The sequence below is a fragment of the Bacteroides sp. genome, assembly GCA_036351255.1.
Taxonomy (GTDB): domain Bacteria; phylum Bacteroidota; class Bacteroidia; order Bacteroidales; family UBA7960; genus UBA7960.
In genome coordinates, this window is the sequence record JAZBOS010000151.1 from 14,172 (window position 1) to 28,887 (window position 14,716).

The window sequence follows — 14,716 nt, forward strand, 5'->3', positions numbered from 1 at the left end:
TATGTTATGATTATTACTGACTGGAAAGAACAAACCGTGAGGGAAACACCCCACAAAGTAGATGTACGTTTGCTGTATGAAACCACGGACGCACAGGTTATGCACATCAGGCTGCAGCCTGGCGAAGAACTCAAGCCGCACTTTACCCCTGTGGATGTTTTCTTTTTTGTGCTCGAAGGCAACCCTACCATCCGAATTGGGGACGAAATGAAAGAAGTGGCCGAAAACATGCTGGTGGAAAGCCCTAAAGATATCGTTCACTGTCTGTACAATAAAAGTGACAAGCCTGCCAGGATCCTGTTAGTGAAAACACCGAAACCCTTAACCAGCGCCAGGCTGCTTTAATTTAAGAAAAAAACAGGCAAGCGTCTGCTTGCCTGTTTTTTAGAAAATAATAGTTAGTTAACATTAACAAACATGATTATGAGAAAAGTAGAGAAAAAATATCTGGGCCTTTCCTGGGTCATTGTGATATTGGTATTAGCTATAACCGCAGGGTTTATGCTAGGCCTGAAGGAGAATGTCAGGATGGAGACCAACCTTGATGAGTATATGCCCCGAACGCATCCCGCTTTTGTATACAGCGATCAGGCTGAAGAATGGTTTAACATAAAGGATGGGATCCTGGTAGCCATTGAGAATAAGGACGGAATCTATAATACACAGACCCTTGAAAAGATTAGGGACATCAGTGAAGGGCTTATGTTTATGGATGCGATCGATGAGGCGGATGTGATGTCCCTTTTTACATCAGAGAACATCATCGGGACTGAATATGGTATGGAAGTCAATAATTTTTTCCTCAGTGCCCCTAAAGAGGCGAAAGCCCTAGAGGAAATCAAAAATGATGTCCGCACCAACGACATGGTGTTTGGCCGCCTGGTTTCTGAGGATGAGACGGTTGCATTGGTGGTAGCCGGAATGGAAGGTGATGTTTTTACCCAGGAACTTTACCAGGAAATTCTTGACTTTGCCAGATCTTTTGAGAGCGATACCGAATCTATTTATGTTGCAGGGCGACCCATTGTGGAAGGGACCATGGCATTGCTTGGGCCTGCTGACATGAAACGAATGGTTCCCATTGTATTGGCTGTCATAGCCATTGTTCTTTTCCTGCTGTTGCGCAGCTTCAGGGGAACCATTTCCATCCTTGCAGGGGTGTTTATCAGTACTGTCTGGGCATTTGGCCTGATGGCCCTGCTGGGAATTCCCGTTTATGCCGTATCCACTATGATTCCTGTTATGTTGATTGCCATTGGGGTGGCTTACGGGGTGTATTTTTACAATCACCTCAACCAGTATTACCGGGCTCACCCCAATGCCCGCAAGGTCACTGGCATTAGGTATGTGCTGCGTACCCTTTGGAAGCCGCTTACCATGGCAGCCTTCACGACCATTGTCGGTTTTATTTCCCTGCTGACTTCACAGGTATATCCCATCAAGTATTTTGGGACTTTCACCGCTTTTGGCATTTTTGTGGCTTTTGCTTTGGCACTCATGTTCCTGCCAGCCATGGTTATGATTACCGGTTATAAGGTAAAGGGCAAACACATTGATGCCAAACCGGTTGATATCGGGAAGACCCACAAGTTGGCTGAATTGTTCCTGAAAAACAAAAAGGCAATCATTATTACAACCCTTGTTATTGTAGTTGTTTCCATTTTTGGGATTTCCCGCGTGTGGATTAACTCCAGCTTTCTTGACAACTTTGAAAGGGATAGCGACATCGTGCTTACCGATTCATTCGTGAACAGCAAATTTGGCGGGACTTCCACACTTAACGTAATTCTTGAAAGCGAAACATACGATGCCTTCAAGCAGCCCGAGGCTTTGCGGTTGATGGACCAGATGCAAACCGAAACGGAAAAACTGGGCAGTGTGGGAAATTCCTTTTCTCTTGCCGATTATCTGAAACGAATGAACAAGGTGATGAATGAAGACCAGGAAGCTTTTTACAGCATCCCTGACAATTCTGATTTGGTCGCCCAGTATATGCTGCTTTACGAGATATCAGGAGATCCGCAAAATCTTGTAAAGGTTATTAACTACGATTACAACCGCACCAATATTACCTTTCAGCTCAAGGGTGATGACTCCAAAACGATCAAGGAAGCACTTGAGGTGATCAGGGAATTTGAAGCGCCGCTTAAGGAGTTGGGGATTTCCATAAATTATGCGGGATCAGGCTATAAGGCCCTGGTGTTTACGGATCTGATCCTGGAAGGGCAGATAAAAAGCATCGTGATGTCGCTGGTTCTGGTACTGATCATCCTGATGATCATGTTTCGCAGTGTAAAAGCTGGCCTGATAGGTTCGATACCCATTGTGGTAACCGCCCTGATCAGTTTCGGGGTCATGGGGCTTTTCAATATTCCACTGAGCACAACCACGACCTTGTTATCGAGTATTGCCATAGGGATTGGGATCGACTATGCCATCCACTTCCTGCAGCATTACCGGATGAACCTTGCTGCGCATCCTTCACGCCATTATGCCATATACCGCACCATGTCGCAAACCGGTAGGGCCATATTGTTTAATGCCATTGTGGTCATTGCAGGATTCCTGGTGTTGCTGTTCTCGGTCTTTCCGCCCAACCGTACGCTTGGGGCCCTGGTGTCAATGAATATGTTCACCAGTTTTGCCGGAACCCTTACCCTTATGATGGTACTGGTTTTTACTTTCAGGCTTTTTGTAAAAAAGGACACCAGTGTGTCAGAAAAGAAAAACCAATAAAGTTTAAGGTATGAAAAGGCTTTTGTGTTTGATTGTTTTCTTGCTGTTCAACTGGGCCGGGTTCCCCTTGCGGTCGGTTGCAGAGGTAACGGATTCGGTGGCTGCGGAGAATGTTTTCTTTCGCTCTATCCGGGCAAATCAGGCTGAAAGCTATATCACTTTTGGGCAGGGATTTGGCAATATGGAACCCTTGGTCTTCGAGGCCCTGATCGCTCCCTATTTCCTGTTGCGTACCAACCGCGATGCCAGGCTGGGGGCCACCCTTTCTTCGTCCATCATCCTGCGAATGAAGGCTAAGGAGTCCTTCCCGGTGAGGGCACCCAGCTATATGCCAGGTCTCACCTTTTATTTCCAGCTGCAAGATAAAGCTTTGGGGAACCAAACGTCGAGCTATCTCTTTCTTACCTTGGAGCATCATTCCAACGGGCAGTATGAAACTTTTTTCAATGATGATGGGTCCTATAATACAGAGACGGGCAACTTCTCCACCAATTTTCTGGAGCTGGGGGTGTTCGTCAATCAGAATGTGCTGCCCTTCGAGAAAACTATAGATTATTTCCGCACTTCCATCGAATGGCATCCGGATGTGGTAAGGAGCGAGGAGCTGAAGGGCCGCTACAGTTTTCTGAGGTGGCACAACAGTTTTAGGATCTTTCGCTTTCCCGGACAAGATTCCTTTAAAAAACATCACGCAAACATGGAGATCCCTAGGGTGCAAACCAAAGTAGAGACCACCTGGATGTTTGGTGACATGGAGGGAGCCGCTTTCTTTGATGCAGGCGAAAGGTTCAACCTTTCTCTGACCATCGCTTACAGACCTCGTGTACTTAACGATGTAAGCCTGTTTGTGAATTTTTATTCCGGTAAGGATTACTACAATATGCAATTTTTCCGCAGGATCAACACCCTGCGATTTGGCGTCCAAGCCTTTGCTTTTAAATAAATCAAATTTTTTAACCCAAATTTTTAACTGAATTTTATTAAGGAGAATGTATTATGAAAACACTAAAATGGAGTTTTATCATTCCTTTTTCGATCCTGCTTCTTGGCAGTACCCAAACTTCTGCCCAAATGACCGGGCAGCAAATTATGGAGAAGGTTTATAATAACCCCTCGGGTGAAGATACCCAGGGCGAACTGACCATGACCCTGATAAACAGCCGGGGAGAACAGCGCGTGCGCAACTTGTCTCAATTCATCAAAAACGATGGGAAAGTAGAGAAGAAGATCATGTTTTTCACTGCCCCTGCCGATGTTCGTAACACTTCTTTTATGAACTGGAGTTATACCGATGGCCGTGCCGATGACCAGTGGATCTATCTGCCTGCCCTCAGGCGTGTAAGACGCATTTCAAGCGACAGCAAGAGCGATTACTTTATGGGTTCCGATTTTACCTACGATGACCTGGGCGACCGTCATCCAAGCCAGGATACCCATAAGTTGTTGCGTGAAGAAACCATTGACGGGAAAGCCTGCTATGTCGTGGAGAGTACGCCCAAAGAAAGCGGTTACATGTATTCAAAGACCATTACCTGGGTCATGAAGGACAACTACCTGGGTTTAAAACGGGAATTTTATGATGATCGGGGACGCCTCCTGAAAGAACTGACGCTGAAAGATTATGCTAAGATTTCAGGCTTCTGGACCCTGCTTGAAGCCCAGATGGAAAACGTCCAGAGGAATCACCGCACCACCATGAAGTTTTCCGATGTAAAAGTGAACCAGGGCATTCCTGACAGTAAATTTTCGGAACGCAGCATGACGCTTGGGCAATAAAAATCTGAATAAATATGATGATGAAAAGTAAAATTCTTATCACGGTCTTTCTGCTGACACTATTTATTGTGCCTGCAAAATCGCAGGAGCAGGTCAACCTTTCAGGCTTCCTGCGAAACTATACCGGGGTGCTGACCGGGCAGGGCAATGAATTCTCCATTCTGCAGAACACCTTCGATTTTAACTTGGAAACCAGGGGCTCGCGAAAGGCACTGAAGGTGAACCCATACCTCTATCATTATTCCGACAGGAAACTTGAACTTGGTCTTCGCGAGGCTTATCTCGACCTCTATTTTAATCATTTCGACCTCCGGGTGGGAAAGCAGCAAATCATCTATGGCAAGGCCGAAGGGGTTTTTATCACTGATGTGGTTTCTCCCAAAGATTTGCGTGAGTTTTTGTTGCCCGAGTTTGATGAGATACGCATGGGGGTTACGGCTGCAAAACTAAACTTTTACAAAGGGAACAACACCTTTGAACTGGTTTGGGTACCTATCTTTACGCCCACCCAGCTACCCGAAGAGGGTTCTATCTGGCGGCCTGCGATGCCCTTTCCTTTTACACCTTCCTTTGACCTTTCGACAAAGGAAGTGAATCCTGAGCTGGAAAACAGCGAATTGTTTCTGCGCTATTCAGCAATGACTCCAGGGATCGATTTTGAATTGGCAGGAGGGTATTTCTTTGATGATGACCCCATCAACCATATAACAAGGCAGATAGATCCGGAGACCATGATGTTGACAGGCCTTATCGCCCGCCCCGAACATCACAGGCTGGCCATGGGGGGAGGTAGCTTCAGCACGCAGATAGGGCCTTTGCTCTTGCGGAGCGAGGCTGGGTATTACAATGGTAAGTACTTTCAGACCTCAACCCCATCGGTGGCCGATGGTACCATTGAAAAAGACTATCTCCATTATATGGCCGGACTTGATTACAACCTTGCTGGAATTACCCTTACCGCCCAGTTTATCCAGGAATATATCCTTGACTATGAAGAAGGAATCATGAATGAGGAGTTTGAAAACACCATGACTTTCCTCGCAAAAAAGGATTTCCTGAGGGAGAAACTTTGGATAGAACTATTTTCCTATGTTGGGCTAAATCGTGGCGATGCCCTCATACGGCCTAAGATGACCTATTCCTTTGCCGATGGCTTTGACATTCAGTTGGGAGCCAACATTTTTACGGGCACTGAGGGTCGCTTCGGGCAATTCAACGACAACGACATGGTTTACACCAAGCTGAAATACAGTTTCTAACAGCTGGTGCTATACCATATTTCAAATACATCCTGTTGCAAAAGCGAATTGACTTTGCAACGGGATGTGTTCTTTCTTTTAGGGTTATTGAAAAAAAGTGCCTGTTTTTCATTAATTTAGCCTTAGCCTTTAACAATATACTGATCCAATTATGAAAAAGATCCTGATTCTTTTGGCTTTACCGTTCTCCCTGTTTTTTGGTTCCTGCGGCCCGCGTGAACAACAGACTGAAGAACCTGAGACAGATACCCTGGTGATATATGTTGGCCGGGACACCCTGCTGCCGGGCGAGGAAAGCATACAAATGATCCCTGTGCCCGACCGTTTGATTGCTGTTTCTTCAGATCTTGAACTGTCAGAAAAAATCAGGCTGCTGGCCGACACCATTTCCGCCTGTTGCTTCAACAACTTGCCGATGGAGATCCTGTCAATCGATACCCTGCCCGAAACAGGGGTCGTGCTGATGGTGAACCTGGTGGAATTCCCTAATTATGAAGGGCCGGGGACGATGGATTCTTACCAGAGCTGGTATGACTTCTTCCAGGGCAGTATGGGCGGGATGAATACCAGCATCACCCTGCGCGAATCTTTCCTTCAGCCTGATTATGACGGTGTGTGGATTGATGCCGTGGCTTTTTATTACCAGGGTGATCCCATCGGGGCCTGGGATCATCTCCTGCTCGAAGGCGTGCTGGCTTCCGGAGAATAAAAAATAATTCAGGCTCAAAGGTTTTTTTATGGCCAATTCCCTTTTAATTAAGGCGATGCTTTTTTCCTCTTTAGGCTTGTAATCAGCTTACCCCACAACGTTTTCATTCTCTTCATTTTTCCCAAATGAGGGGCTGTCTCGGGTGACAATATGCGGTTTTCCTTGATTAATGCACTTTTGTGATGAAGTCTTACAGCCTTCCCATTCGCCCCTTTTTCTCATTTATTATGAAAAAAATTTTTACAGCAAAGCACTGGTTGAGGCCCTTCGGGGTTTAATCAGACTCGGGGTTCAAACGTATCTGAAACGTAATTAAAACGTAGTTTAGACGTTGGTGCACGTCTAAACTACGTCTTAACTACGTGTTAACTACGTCTGAACTACGTTTAAACTCTGAACCAGACCCTATCCTGATTTGACTTCTTTTCAGTTCATTTTTGAAAGCAATTTCATAGGAAATGGACGGCAGGGAAGGGGAGATGGCTATTCTTAGGGGTTCTGGTCAGGACATAAAAAAAAGAGGCTGCCTCGTGCATTTGAGACAGCCTCTTGTGAAATTTTGATATCTGTTGCTTATGCGATAGCGTTGGAGATCAGGAAGGTTGCGGCAAAGGCAATGATGGCATAAAGCTCGGGGAATACGGCAAGGATCATAGTATTGCCAAATACGTTATATCCCGAACCGATGGCTGCAATACCATTGGCACATACCTGTCCCTGGCGGATCGCAGAGAGCAGGCCAACAAATCCCAGCGCAAGACCTGCACCAAAAATGGCAGCGGCGCTAGCCCACGACATTTCAGGCACCAGATAGCCCGAAAGGATAAAGTAGCCCATAAAGCCATAGAGGCCCTGGGTGCCGGGAAGCGCGCTCAGGATGAGGTAGTTACCGAACGCTTCATCGTTCTTTTTCATAGCTCCGATAGCAGCGTTGCCACCCATCGATACCCCATATGCACTTCCAATTCCGGCAAGACCGATCATCAATCCAACACCAATGTAAGCGAGAATAATTGGTTCCATAATTTCAAGGTTAGGTTTAGTGAGACGTTAAGTTAATTTTTTAAATGGTTCGTATTTCTTTCCACCACCGGTAAAGCCGGCATTTTTGTAAAATTCAACAAAGGTCAGACGAAGGGGGTGAACGAAGGCACCCAGTCCTGACATGAAAATGTTAATGCTGTGCCCAATGACGAGGATCACGACCATGATCAGGATGTTGAGCACGGGAATGTCACCGCTCATCTGGACAGCCAGGCTGTTGAACACCAGCCCAAGAATGGCGCTGGAGATTCCCAGGGCAAACAAACGGATGTATGAAAGCAAGTCGCCTAAAAGGCCGGTGACCATATTATAAGTGTTCCACAAGCCACTGCCGATGTTCATGAACACATTACGGCCAAGGTTGTTGAGGGGCAAAATCAGCAACCCGCTTACCCCCAAAAGAATGTATTGGGCGATTTTCAAGTTCTCAAGAGGGATGTTAGAGAACATGCTGATCAGGTAAAGGGTGATCCCGCCCACAAGCAACAGAATCCAGCCCAAGGTACCCAAGGCAAAGCCCCAGCCAAACTGTTTGGTCTCATTTACTGCTTTGATAAATAAACCAAAGATGATTTGTACACCCCCAAAGAGCAGGGCAAGGTAAAACAGTAAATTGTTAATGTCGGTACCTTCAGCTTTAAACCGCTCAGCAAGTGTGCTGTAAACAGGTAAGCCTGTCTCATAAAGGGGAATGCCAAAGAAGGTCCCACCAATCAGGCCAAACAAAATGGTTGACAGGCCAAGGTAAAATACCAAGCCCAAGACGGGTTTCAGGGGCTTTGACACCTTTTTCTTAAATACGAGGGCCAGGATGGCCATCAAAATGCCATAGCCAGCATCTCCCAGGCAGAAACCAAAGAAGAGCATATAGAATGGCGCAAAGAAAGGCGTCAGGTCAAGTTCACCATATTTCGGCAAAGAGTAAAGCTGGCCCAGCATCTCGAATTTCTCTGAAAATTCCTTGTTTTTAAGCAGGACGGGTGGCTTTTCCTCCTGCGTGGCTTTCTCTTCCACGTACAGGATGTCGTTGGTTGCAAGAAAAGCCACCAGGTCTTCTTTCTTCTCTTCAGGTACCCAGCCTTCCAGCAACATCACCTTTTCGTCGGCTTCCTTAACGGTATTTTCAAGAACCCTTTCAAAGTGCAGGTCTTCTTTCAGTTGCAGCAAGTATTGCTGAATGGCTTCAAGGCTTTCAGAAGCGTGCTGGTCAAATTTGGCCTGTATGGCTTCAATTTCCTCGTTGAGTTTCTGCTTGTAGAAGTTCAGTTCAGAGATGGGACGCTCGGGTTGCCGCATCTCTTCTAGTTCCAGGTCAAGGACATCCTCTTCACGTTTCACCAGGATCAGGTAATAAAGCCCGGCGTGCTGGCCAACCACTTCTATGGGGTATTGCTGAAGCCATTCCTCCTCAAATTTTCTGGCCGATACAGTGTAGAATTTAACCTCAAGTCCTTCATCCTTCAGCTTTTGGATGGTTTCGGGGGTGAAGTCGCCCCAGGGGGCGGAATAGGAAATCTCTTTCCTGAGGACACTGAGCTGCTGATGCTTGTTTTCGAGTTCTTGCTGAAGCTGATCGACTCCTTCAAAGGCTTCCTTTCCATCAAGCCCCTGTTTTGGTGAAGGGTTTTCAATCTCGCGCTTTAACAGGAACTTCACCACTCCATTTACCTTGTTTATCAGGTCATACCTTTCCAGGACCGAATCCGGAACGTCTTTCTGCCGTTCGATCAGGTGAAGCACGCCCAGCTGACGCATATCCTCAAGGAACTTCAGGTAGTCCTTATGGTATACCAGGAAGGAATATTTTTTCATGGGTGCTATCATACGCTGGCCTCCATTTCCTGAATACGGGTTTTTACAATCTTTTGGGAAGCTTTCGAGAGGTTTTCCTCATCTTCAAGGTAGCGCTTGATCTTAAGAATGGCTTCCTGGAATCCGGGAATCTGCACCTTTTCGTAAAGGTTTACCTTTTGCGTGGTCTTGCGGCGGGCGTGATCGAGCAATTCCATCTTTTGAAAGAAGACTTCTCTTTCAATAGCTATTTGTGCCAGTTCCTTCACGATGCTGATGCCATCAAGGTACCAACCCGGTCGGTTGAAGATGCTGAACTCCTTAACGGAGAACTTCACCCCCTCAAGCACCGGGGTCTTCACGCCGGCGATCTTTTTCACAGTCAAATCCACGTCCTCAATGCTCACAAGATCGTTGTCAAATTCGCCCCAAAGCTCAATAGCACGCTGGTAGGCCTCAAGTTTTTTGTTGAGCTTTTGCTCAAACTCCTCGGCCGTGGTCTTGGCTTTTTTCACCTCCACCCGCAGGGCAGCTTCTTTGTTTTTCAGGGTAGGCAAGGCGCGTTCCCTGACTTTCAGCTGCTTGTCTATGTGCTGGAGAGAGGTTTTATTATATTGAAATTTAATCGCCATAATTAGTTTTTCTTCCAGTATTTGTCAACAAACTCCTGGCGGATACCTACCTCGGCGGGGGTAAAGTGCTTTTCGAAGAGTTCATAAGCCGTTTCCAGCATGGTATCCACATCGATATTCACGTCAATGGCCAACAGCTTTTCCGAATAGCCTTTGGCAAACTCCAGTGTACGCTCGTCGTAATCTGTCAGGTCGAAGCCGTTCTCGAGCTTGGTCTTTGCGTTGGCAGCATCAGCAAAAAGCCGCACGGCAGAGTTCATTACCTGCGGGTGGTCTTCGCGGGTTTTCTTGCCAATCACAAGCTGCTTCAGACGCGAAAGACTGCGGAAGGGGTCTACGATTACTTTCCCCACGTCGCTGTCCTTACGCAGAAAAAGCTGACCTTCAGTGATATACCCCGTATTATCGGGAATAGCATGCGTGATGTCGCCGCCTGAAAGCGTGGTAACCGCTACAATGGTAATTGAACCACCGTCAGGAAACTGAACGGCTTTTTCATACAGGCGTGCCAGGTCAGAATAGAGCGATCCGGGCATACTGTCCTTGGAGGGGATTTGGTCCATACGGTTGGATACGATACTCAGGGCGTCAGCATAAAGTGTGAGGTCGGTCAACAGCACCAGCACTTTCTGTTTTTTATCCACTGCAAAATACTCAGCAGCCGCCAGGGCCATGTCTGGCACCAGAAGGCGCTCAACAGGCGGGTCCTCGGTGGTGTTGATGAAGCCAACGATACGGTCGAGGGCTCCGGCATTATCAAATACATGTTTAAAATACAGGTAGTCGTCGTTGGTGAGGCCTACCCCGCCAAGAATGATCTTGTCGGCCTGTGCCCTCAAGGCTACCATGGCCATCACCTGGTTGAAGGGCTGGTCGGGGTCGGCGAAGAAAGGGATCTTTTGTCCGGTTACCAGGGTATTGTTGAGGTCAATGCCTGCAATACCCGTGGCGATAAGCTCGGAAGGCTGCTTGCGGCGCACCGGGTTCACGCTGGGCCCCCCGATCTCACGTTCTTCTCCCATGATATTACTGCCATCCAAAGGCTCGCCGTAGGCGTTGAAGAATCGCCCGGCCAGGTCATCGCTCACTTTCAGGGTTGGTGCCTTTCCGGTGAAAATAACCTCGGCATTCGTGGGAATCCCTTCTGTGCCGGCAAATACCTGCAGGGTCACTACATCACCCATGATCTTTACTACCTGGGCCAGGCGCCCATCCACAATGGCCAGCTCTTCGTTGCCAATGCCTGAAGCATGCAGTGATACAGTAGCCTTGGTTAATTGAAACAACTTGGTATATACGCGTTGAAATGCTTTGGTGTCTTTTTCCATTACGCAGTTTTCCTTTCCTGGATTATGGTTTCAAGTTCTTTTTCGTTCTTTGTGAACTGCTCAGAATCAAATTCTGAATAGTTCATTTGCTTCAGCTGGTTGATGACACGCTTGAAGTATGGGTTTACTTTTTCGAAATTCTCAAATTTGAATTCCATATCGCAAACTTCCAGTACTTTTTCAAGCATATAATGTTGCCGCTTCAGGGGTGTGGAGGCATCGATCTTGTCAAAGGCATCCTGTTGGAGGATTACAAAGTCGATCAATTCCGATTTCCAGTATCTTAAATGATAGTCAAGCGGGACCCCGTCATCGCCCAGGATATTGATTTGTTCGTGGGCTTCCTTCCCGCGCAGCAGGATATCTTTGGCCTTAAACACACTGTCAGTCCAGTGGGCAGCGATTTTATCGTTAAGGTATTCGGTGATTTCAGGATATTCCAGATATTTGGAATAGCTGTCGATGGGGTCAATGGCTGGGTAGCGTTTGCTGTCGGCACGGGCCTGGGACAATGCATAAAAACAACGGGCGGCCTTCTTGGTAGATTCTGTTACAGGCTCTTTCAGGTTACCACCAGCAGGCGAAACGGTCCCAATAAAAGTGATTGAGCCTGTTTTCCCATTGTTCAGGTAAACGAATCCTGCCCTTGAATAGAAGTTGGAGATAATGGCAGGAAGGTCCATGGGGAATCCATCAGGTCCTGGCAATTCCTCCATACGGTTTGACATCTCACGCAGTGCCTGTGCCCAGCGTGAAGTGGAGTCGGCCAGCAGTAACACTTTGAGGCCCATGGCGCGATAATATTCTGCAATGGTCATCGCGGTATAAACCGATGCTTCACGGGCAGCCACCGGCATGTTCGAGGTGTTGGCAATGATGGTGGTACGCTCCATCAGTTTTCGGCCCGTGCGCGGGTCATCCAGCTCAGGGAACTCGGTGAAGATCTCTACAACCTCGTTGGCACGCTCACCGCAGGCTGCAATGACAACCAGGTCGGCTTCAGCATTTTTAGAAAGGTTGTGCTGCAAAACCGTTTTTCCGGAACCAAACGGACCGGGGATAAATCCGGTGCCTCCCTCTGCGATGGGGTTAAGGGTGTCCATTACGCGAATCCCTGTCTCCATGATCTTAAAGGGCCTGGGTTTCTCCTTGAAGGCACGAATTGGGACCTTCACCGGCCAGCGTTGCGTCATGGTAATCTTGATCTCCTGGTTTTCTTTGTCAGTGACCACGGCCATCGTATCGTGGATGTGGTATTCCCCTTCCTTGGCGACGCTTTTCACCGTGTATTCCCCTTCCATTTTGAAGGGCACCATGATCTTATGGGGCATCCAGTTTTCCTTTACTTCGCCCAGCCAGCTTCCGGCCGTCACTTTATCGCCTGCTTTTGCAAGAGGTACGAATTCAAAGGTCTTATCGTCATCGAGCGCATCGGTGTATTCTCCCCTTTTCAGGAATACGCCTTCCATCTTGTCCAGGTCATTCTGCAAGCCATCAAGGTTTTTCGAAAGCAGTCCGGGCCCGAGATCCACCTCGAGCATATGGCCCATAAATTCAACTTTTGCGCCAACCTTGAGGCCACGTGTGCTTTCAAAAACCTGCGTGTAAGCTTTATTGCCCATGATCTTGATCACCTCAGCCATCAAACGTGTGTTATCGTGCTCGATAAAACAGATCTCGTTTTGTGCAGCCGTGCCTTCGGTTTCTACAATGACCAGGTTGGCAATGATTCCGGTTACCTTACCGATTGTATTCATATATGTTTATTTTTCTGTAAATGTTTCTGGTAATTCATAGCTTGATTGCAATTCCTTAAGCAGTTTTTTGAACATCTCATTGCCGTATTCCTTATCAATGCCCAGCCAGCGTTCGGCAATGCCCAGCTTAATAACAAAGGCAAGAATTTTTTCTACGGTGAAATATTCAAAAAAGGTCACTTCATCCAGGTAGCTCCAACGAAGCTCGTCAATAGACTTTTCCCGTTCCTGCACATTGTCGTTTTTCACCAGGTTCGAGAGGTCTTCCAGATAGTCGAGCTCTGCCCCCAGGCCAAAATCCCGCGCGTGGCTTTTACGAATGATGTTCGAGGTTTCGCCCGTACCAATTATCTGGTATTCGTAAGGGATGTCGTATTTACGGGCCAGCAGGGCTGTAACAATGTTACGCAAATTCAGTTCAAACTGAAACCAGTCGCGCAGAAAGGCATTGTCAAGCTTCAGCTTTTCGTCGTAGAACAGGGTGGTAAGCTCGTTTTCGGGGAGCATTTCCGGCATCAGGGGGTCCTTGTTTTTGAAGGCCGTGATGAATTCCATTATATAGCCGGGCAGGTCGTGAGGCTCCTTGATGTTATCCTCCAATCGTATTTGACTGAAGTTGCCTTTTTCGTTAAAGGGTTTCCCTGTCTTCTGCAAAAGGTTGAGGAGGTTGGCATTGTCGTGAGGCAGGAAAAGCTTTTGCACCAGTTTGTAATCCTCGGGGTGCAGGCCCGTCTTCAGCTCTTCACTAAAGGCCTGTTGCGAATACTGCAGCTTGTGTATGTCGATGGTGAGATCCTGAAGTCCCGCCACCAGGTAGTAATAATTTCGCTTCACGTGCTTGAGGTTTTTGTTTTTGAATGGCTTTCCGGCCGTTGGCCAGGGCGCTTATTCCTTTTCCCCGTAAAGCATCTCAATCAGCCTGGGGCGCAGGAAGGCTTTGAAAAAATTCTCAAAGTCTTCATCTGCAAACGAGATCAGGTAGCCACCTTCCTTGGGGCCAATTTTAAAACCGGTCTTCATGCGGTCGCTGTAGTTTACCTCAAGGCCCTTGTCGAACAATCCCTTGGCCTTTTCCTTAAAGAAGACCTCAAAATCTTTTTGCTTGTCACTGGGAAGCAACAGGTTTAATGATACATTTTCCGAATCCTTGGGGTTCCAGTTTTTGACTATGGTTTGAATCAACTCCTGGGTGAAGGCAATGTCCTTAAAAGCCCCTTTGGTCTCAGGTTGAATTACACGTGCTTCCACCAGTCCGGCTATCTTTTGCTTCAGGTCGCTGATGGCTTGCCTGCCTGCGAGCTTCAACTCGTTGAGTGAATTCTGCTGAAGCGTACTTGCGTCCTTCTCGGCAATTTTTACAATGTCATCCGCCTCCTTATGGGCTTTGCTCACCAGCTCTTCCGCCTTCTTTTTGGCATCTGATAGAATCTTCTCTGCTTCTTCATTGGCTTTGTTGACGCCCTCCTGGTAAATCTTTTCGGTTAATTCCTGAAGTTTCGTTTGCATATCTGTTTGATTTATAAAGACTTTTCGGAAAATGAATGTGCGAAAATATAAAAAGTCCGGCAAAGAATAAAGACTTTAACTTAAGTTTTACTTTCTTTTTTCTTCTGACTCCCGTTTAACGTTGCAAAGATAATAAAAATCCGATATGTTATTTTGTTAACAACTCCTAAAACCCCGC

The 14,716-nt window shown here is 47.1% G+C and carries 13 protein-coding genes; 6 read left to right on the forward strand and 7 right to left on the reverse strand.

Translation table 11 applies throughout. The annotated features are described in order from the left end of the window. Positions 1–6: 6 nt before the first annotated feature. From V2I46_14235 to V2I46_14260, 6 genes are all read left to right on the forward strand, one after another. Positions 7–345, forward strand: coding sequence for a cupin domain-containing protein (locus V2I46_14235; protein ID MEE4178660.1), 339 nt, complete (start codon positions 7–9; stop codon positions 343–345). Positions 346–423: 78 nt separating this feature from the next. Beyond that, entirely contained in the window at positions 424–2,736 is a 2,313-nt protein-coding gene (locus V2I46_14240; protein MEE4178661.1) for an MMPL family transporter, read from the forward strand. A gap of 10 nt (positions 2,737–2,746) precedes the next feature. Continuing rightward, positions 2,747–3,679, forward strand: coding sequence for a hypothetical protein (locus tag V2I46_14245; GenBank protein ID MEE4178662.1), 933 nt, complete (start codon positions 2,747–2,749; stop codon positions 3,677–3,679). Positions 3,680–3,732: 53 nt separating this feature from the next. Beyond that, positions 3,733–4,512: an outer membrane lipoprotein-sorting protein gene (locus V2I46_14250; protein MEE4178663.1), complete on the forward strand. Its 780-nt coding sequence runs from the start codon at positions 3,733–3,735 to the stop codon at positions 4,510–4,512. A gap of 20 nt (positions 4,513–4,532) precedes the next feature. Next, positions 4,533–5,771 (forward strand): DUF1302 family protein, encoded by a 1,239-nt coding sequence (locus V2I46_14255; protein MEE4178664.1) that lies wholly within the window; start codon positions 4,533–4,535, stop codon positions 5,769–5,771. A gap of 151 nt (positions 5,772–5,922) precedes the next feature. After that, positions 5,923–6,480, forward strand: coding sequence for a hypothetical protein (locus tag V2I46_14260; GenBank protein ID MEE4178665.1), 558 nt, complete (start codon positions 5,923–5,925; stop codon positions 6,478–6,480). Positions 6,481–7,053: 573 nt separating this feature from the next. On the opposite strand, the gene V2I46_14265 is transcribed toward V2I46_14260, so the two are convergent. From V2I46_14265 to V2I46_14295, 7 genes are read right to left on the reverse strand one after another with little or no spacing between them, the layout of a single operon-like run. Further along, positions 7,054–7,503, reverse strand: coding sequence for a V-type ATP synthase subunit K (locus V2I46_14265; protein ID MEE4178666.1), 450 nt, complete (start codon positions 7,501–7,503; stop codon positions 7,054–7,056). A 27-nt stretch (positions 7,504–7,530) separates the two neighbouring features. Beyond that, a complete protein-coding gene (locus V2I46_14270; GenBank protein MEE4178667.1) occupies positions 7,531–9,336 on the reverse strand; it encodes a V-type ATPase 116kDa subunit family protein in 1,806 nt (601 codons plus the stop codon). Between the two features lie 8 nt (positions 9,337–9,344). After that, positions 9,345–9,947 carry a V-type ATP synthase subunit D gene (locus tag V2I46_14275; GenBank protein MEE4178668.1) on the reverse strand — a complete coding sequence of 201 codons (603 nt, stop codon included), beginning with the start codon at positions 9,945–9,947 and terminating at the stop codon, positions 9,345–9,347. 2 nt (positions 9,948–9,949) lie between these two features. Further along, complete coding sequence (locus tag V2I46_14280) at positions 9,950–11,275, reverse strand: V-type ATP synthase subunit B (protein MEE4178669.1); 1,326 nt, start codon at positions 11,273–11,275, stop codon at positions 9,950–9,952. Then, complete coding sequence (locus V2I46_14285) at positions 11,275–13,032, reverse strand: V-type ATP synthase subunit A (GenBank protein MEE4178670.1); 1,758 nt, start codon at positions 13,030–13,032, stop codon at positions 11,275–11,277. The genes V2I46_14280 and V2I46_14285 overlap by 1 nt, the downstream gene beginning before the upstream one ends. Positions 13,033–13,038: 6 nt before the next feature. Further along, positions 13,039–13,866 (reverse strand): DUF2764 family protein, encoded by an 828-nt coding sequence (locus V2I46_14290; protein ID MEE4178671.1) that lies wholly within the window; start codon positions 13,864–13,866, stop codon positions 13,039–13,041. Between the two features lie 51 nt (positions 13,867–13,917). Then, positions 13,918–14,538: a hypothetical protein gene (locus V2I46_14295; protein MEE4178672.1), complete on the reverse strand. Its 621-nt coding sequence runs from the start codon at positions 14,536–14,538 to the stop codon at positions 13,918–13,920. Positions 14,539–14,716: the final 178 nt, after the last annotated feature.

Excerpts from the sequence above, each read along its gene's own strand:
- V2I46_14235 (MEE4178660.1), top strand. The coding sequence starts at position 7 with ATGATTATTACTGACTGGAAAGAACAAACCGTGAGGGAAACACCCCAC.
- V2I46_14240 (MEE4178661.1), top strand. The coding sequence starts at position 424 with ATGAGAAAAGTAGAGAAAAAATATCTGGGCCTTTCCTGGGTCATTGTG.
- V2I46_14245 (MEE4178662.1), top strand. The coding sequence starts at position 2,747 with ATGAAAAGGCTTTTGTGTTTGATTGTTTTCTTGCTGTTCAACTGGGCC.
- V2I46_14250 (MEE4178663.1), top strand. The coding sequence starts at position 3,733 with ATGAAAACACTAAAATGGAGTTTTATCATTCCTTTTTCGATCCTGCTT.
- V2I46_14255 (MEE4178664.1), top strand. The coding sequence starts at position 4,533 with ATGAAAAGTAAAATTCTTATCACGGTCTTTCTGCTGACACTATTTATT.
- V2I46_14260 (MEE4178665.1), top strand. The coding sequence starts at position 5,923 with ATGAAAAAGATCCTGATTCTTTTGGCTTTACCGTTCTCCCTGTTTTTT.
- V2I46_14265 (MEE4178666.1), bottom strand. The coding sequence starts at position 7,503 with ATGGAACCAATTATTCTCGCTTACATTGGTGTTGGATTGATGATCGGT.
- V2I46_14270 (MEE4178667.1), bottom strand. The coding sequence starts at position 9,336 with ATGAAAAAATATTCCTTCCTGGTATACCATAAGGACTACCTGAAGTTC.
- V2I46_14275 (MEE4178668.1), bottom strand. The coding sequence starts at position 9,947 with ATGGCGATTAAATTTCAATATAATAAAACCTCTCTCCAGCACATAGAC.
- V2I46_14280 (MEE4178669.1), bottom strand. The coding sequence starts at position 11,275 with ATGGAAAAAGACACCAAAGCATTTCAACGCGTATATACCAAGTTGTTT.
- V2I46_14285 (MEE4178670.1), bottom strand. The coding sequence starts at position 13,032 with ATGAATACAATCGGTAAGGTAACCGGAATCATTGCCAACCTGGTCATT.
- V2I46_14295 (MEE4178672.1), bottom strand. The coding sequence starts at position 14,538 with ATGCAAACGAAACTTCAGGAATTAACCGAAAAGATTTACCAGGAGGGC.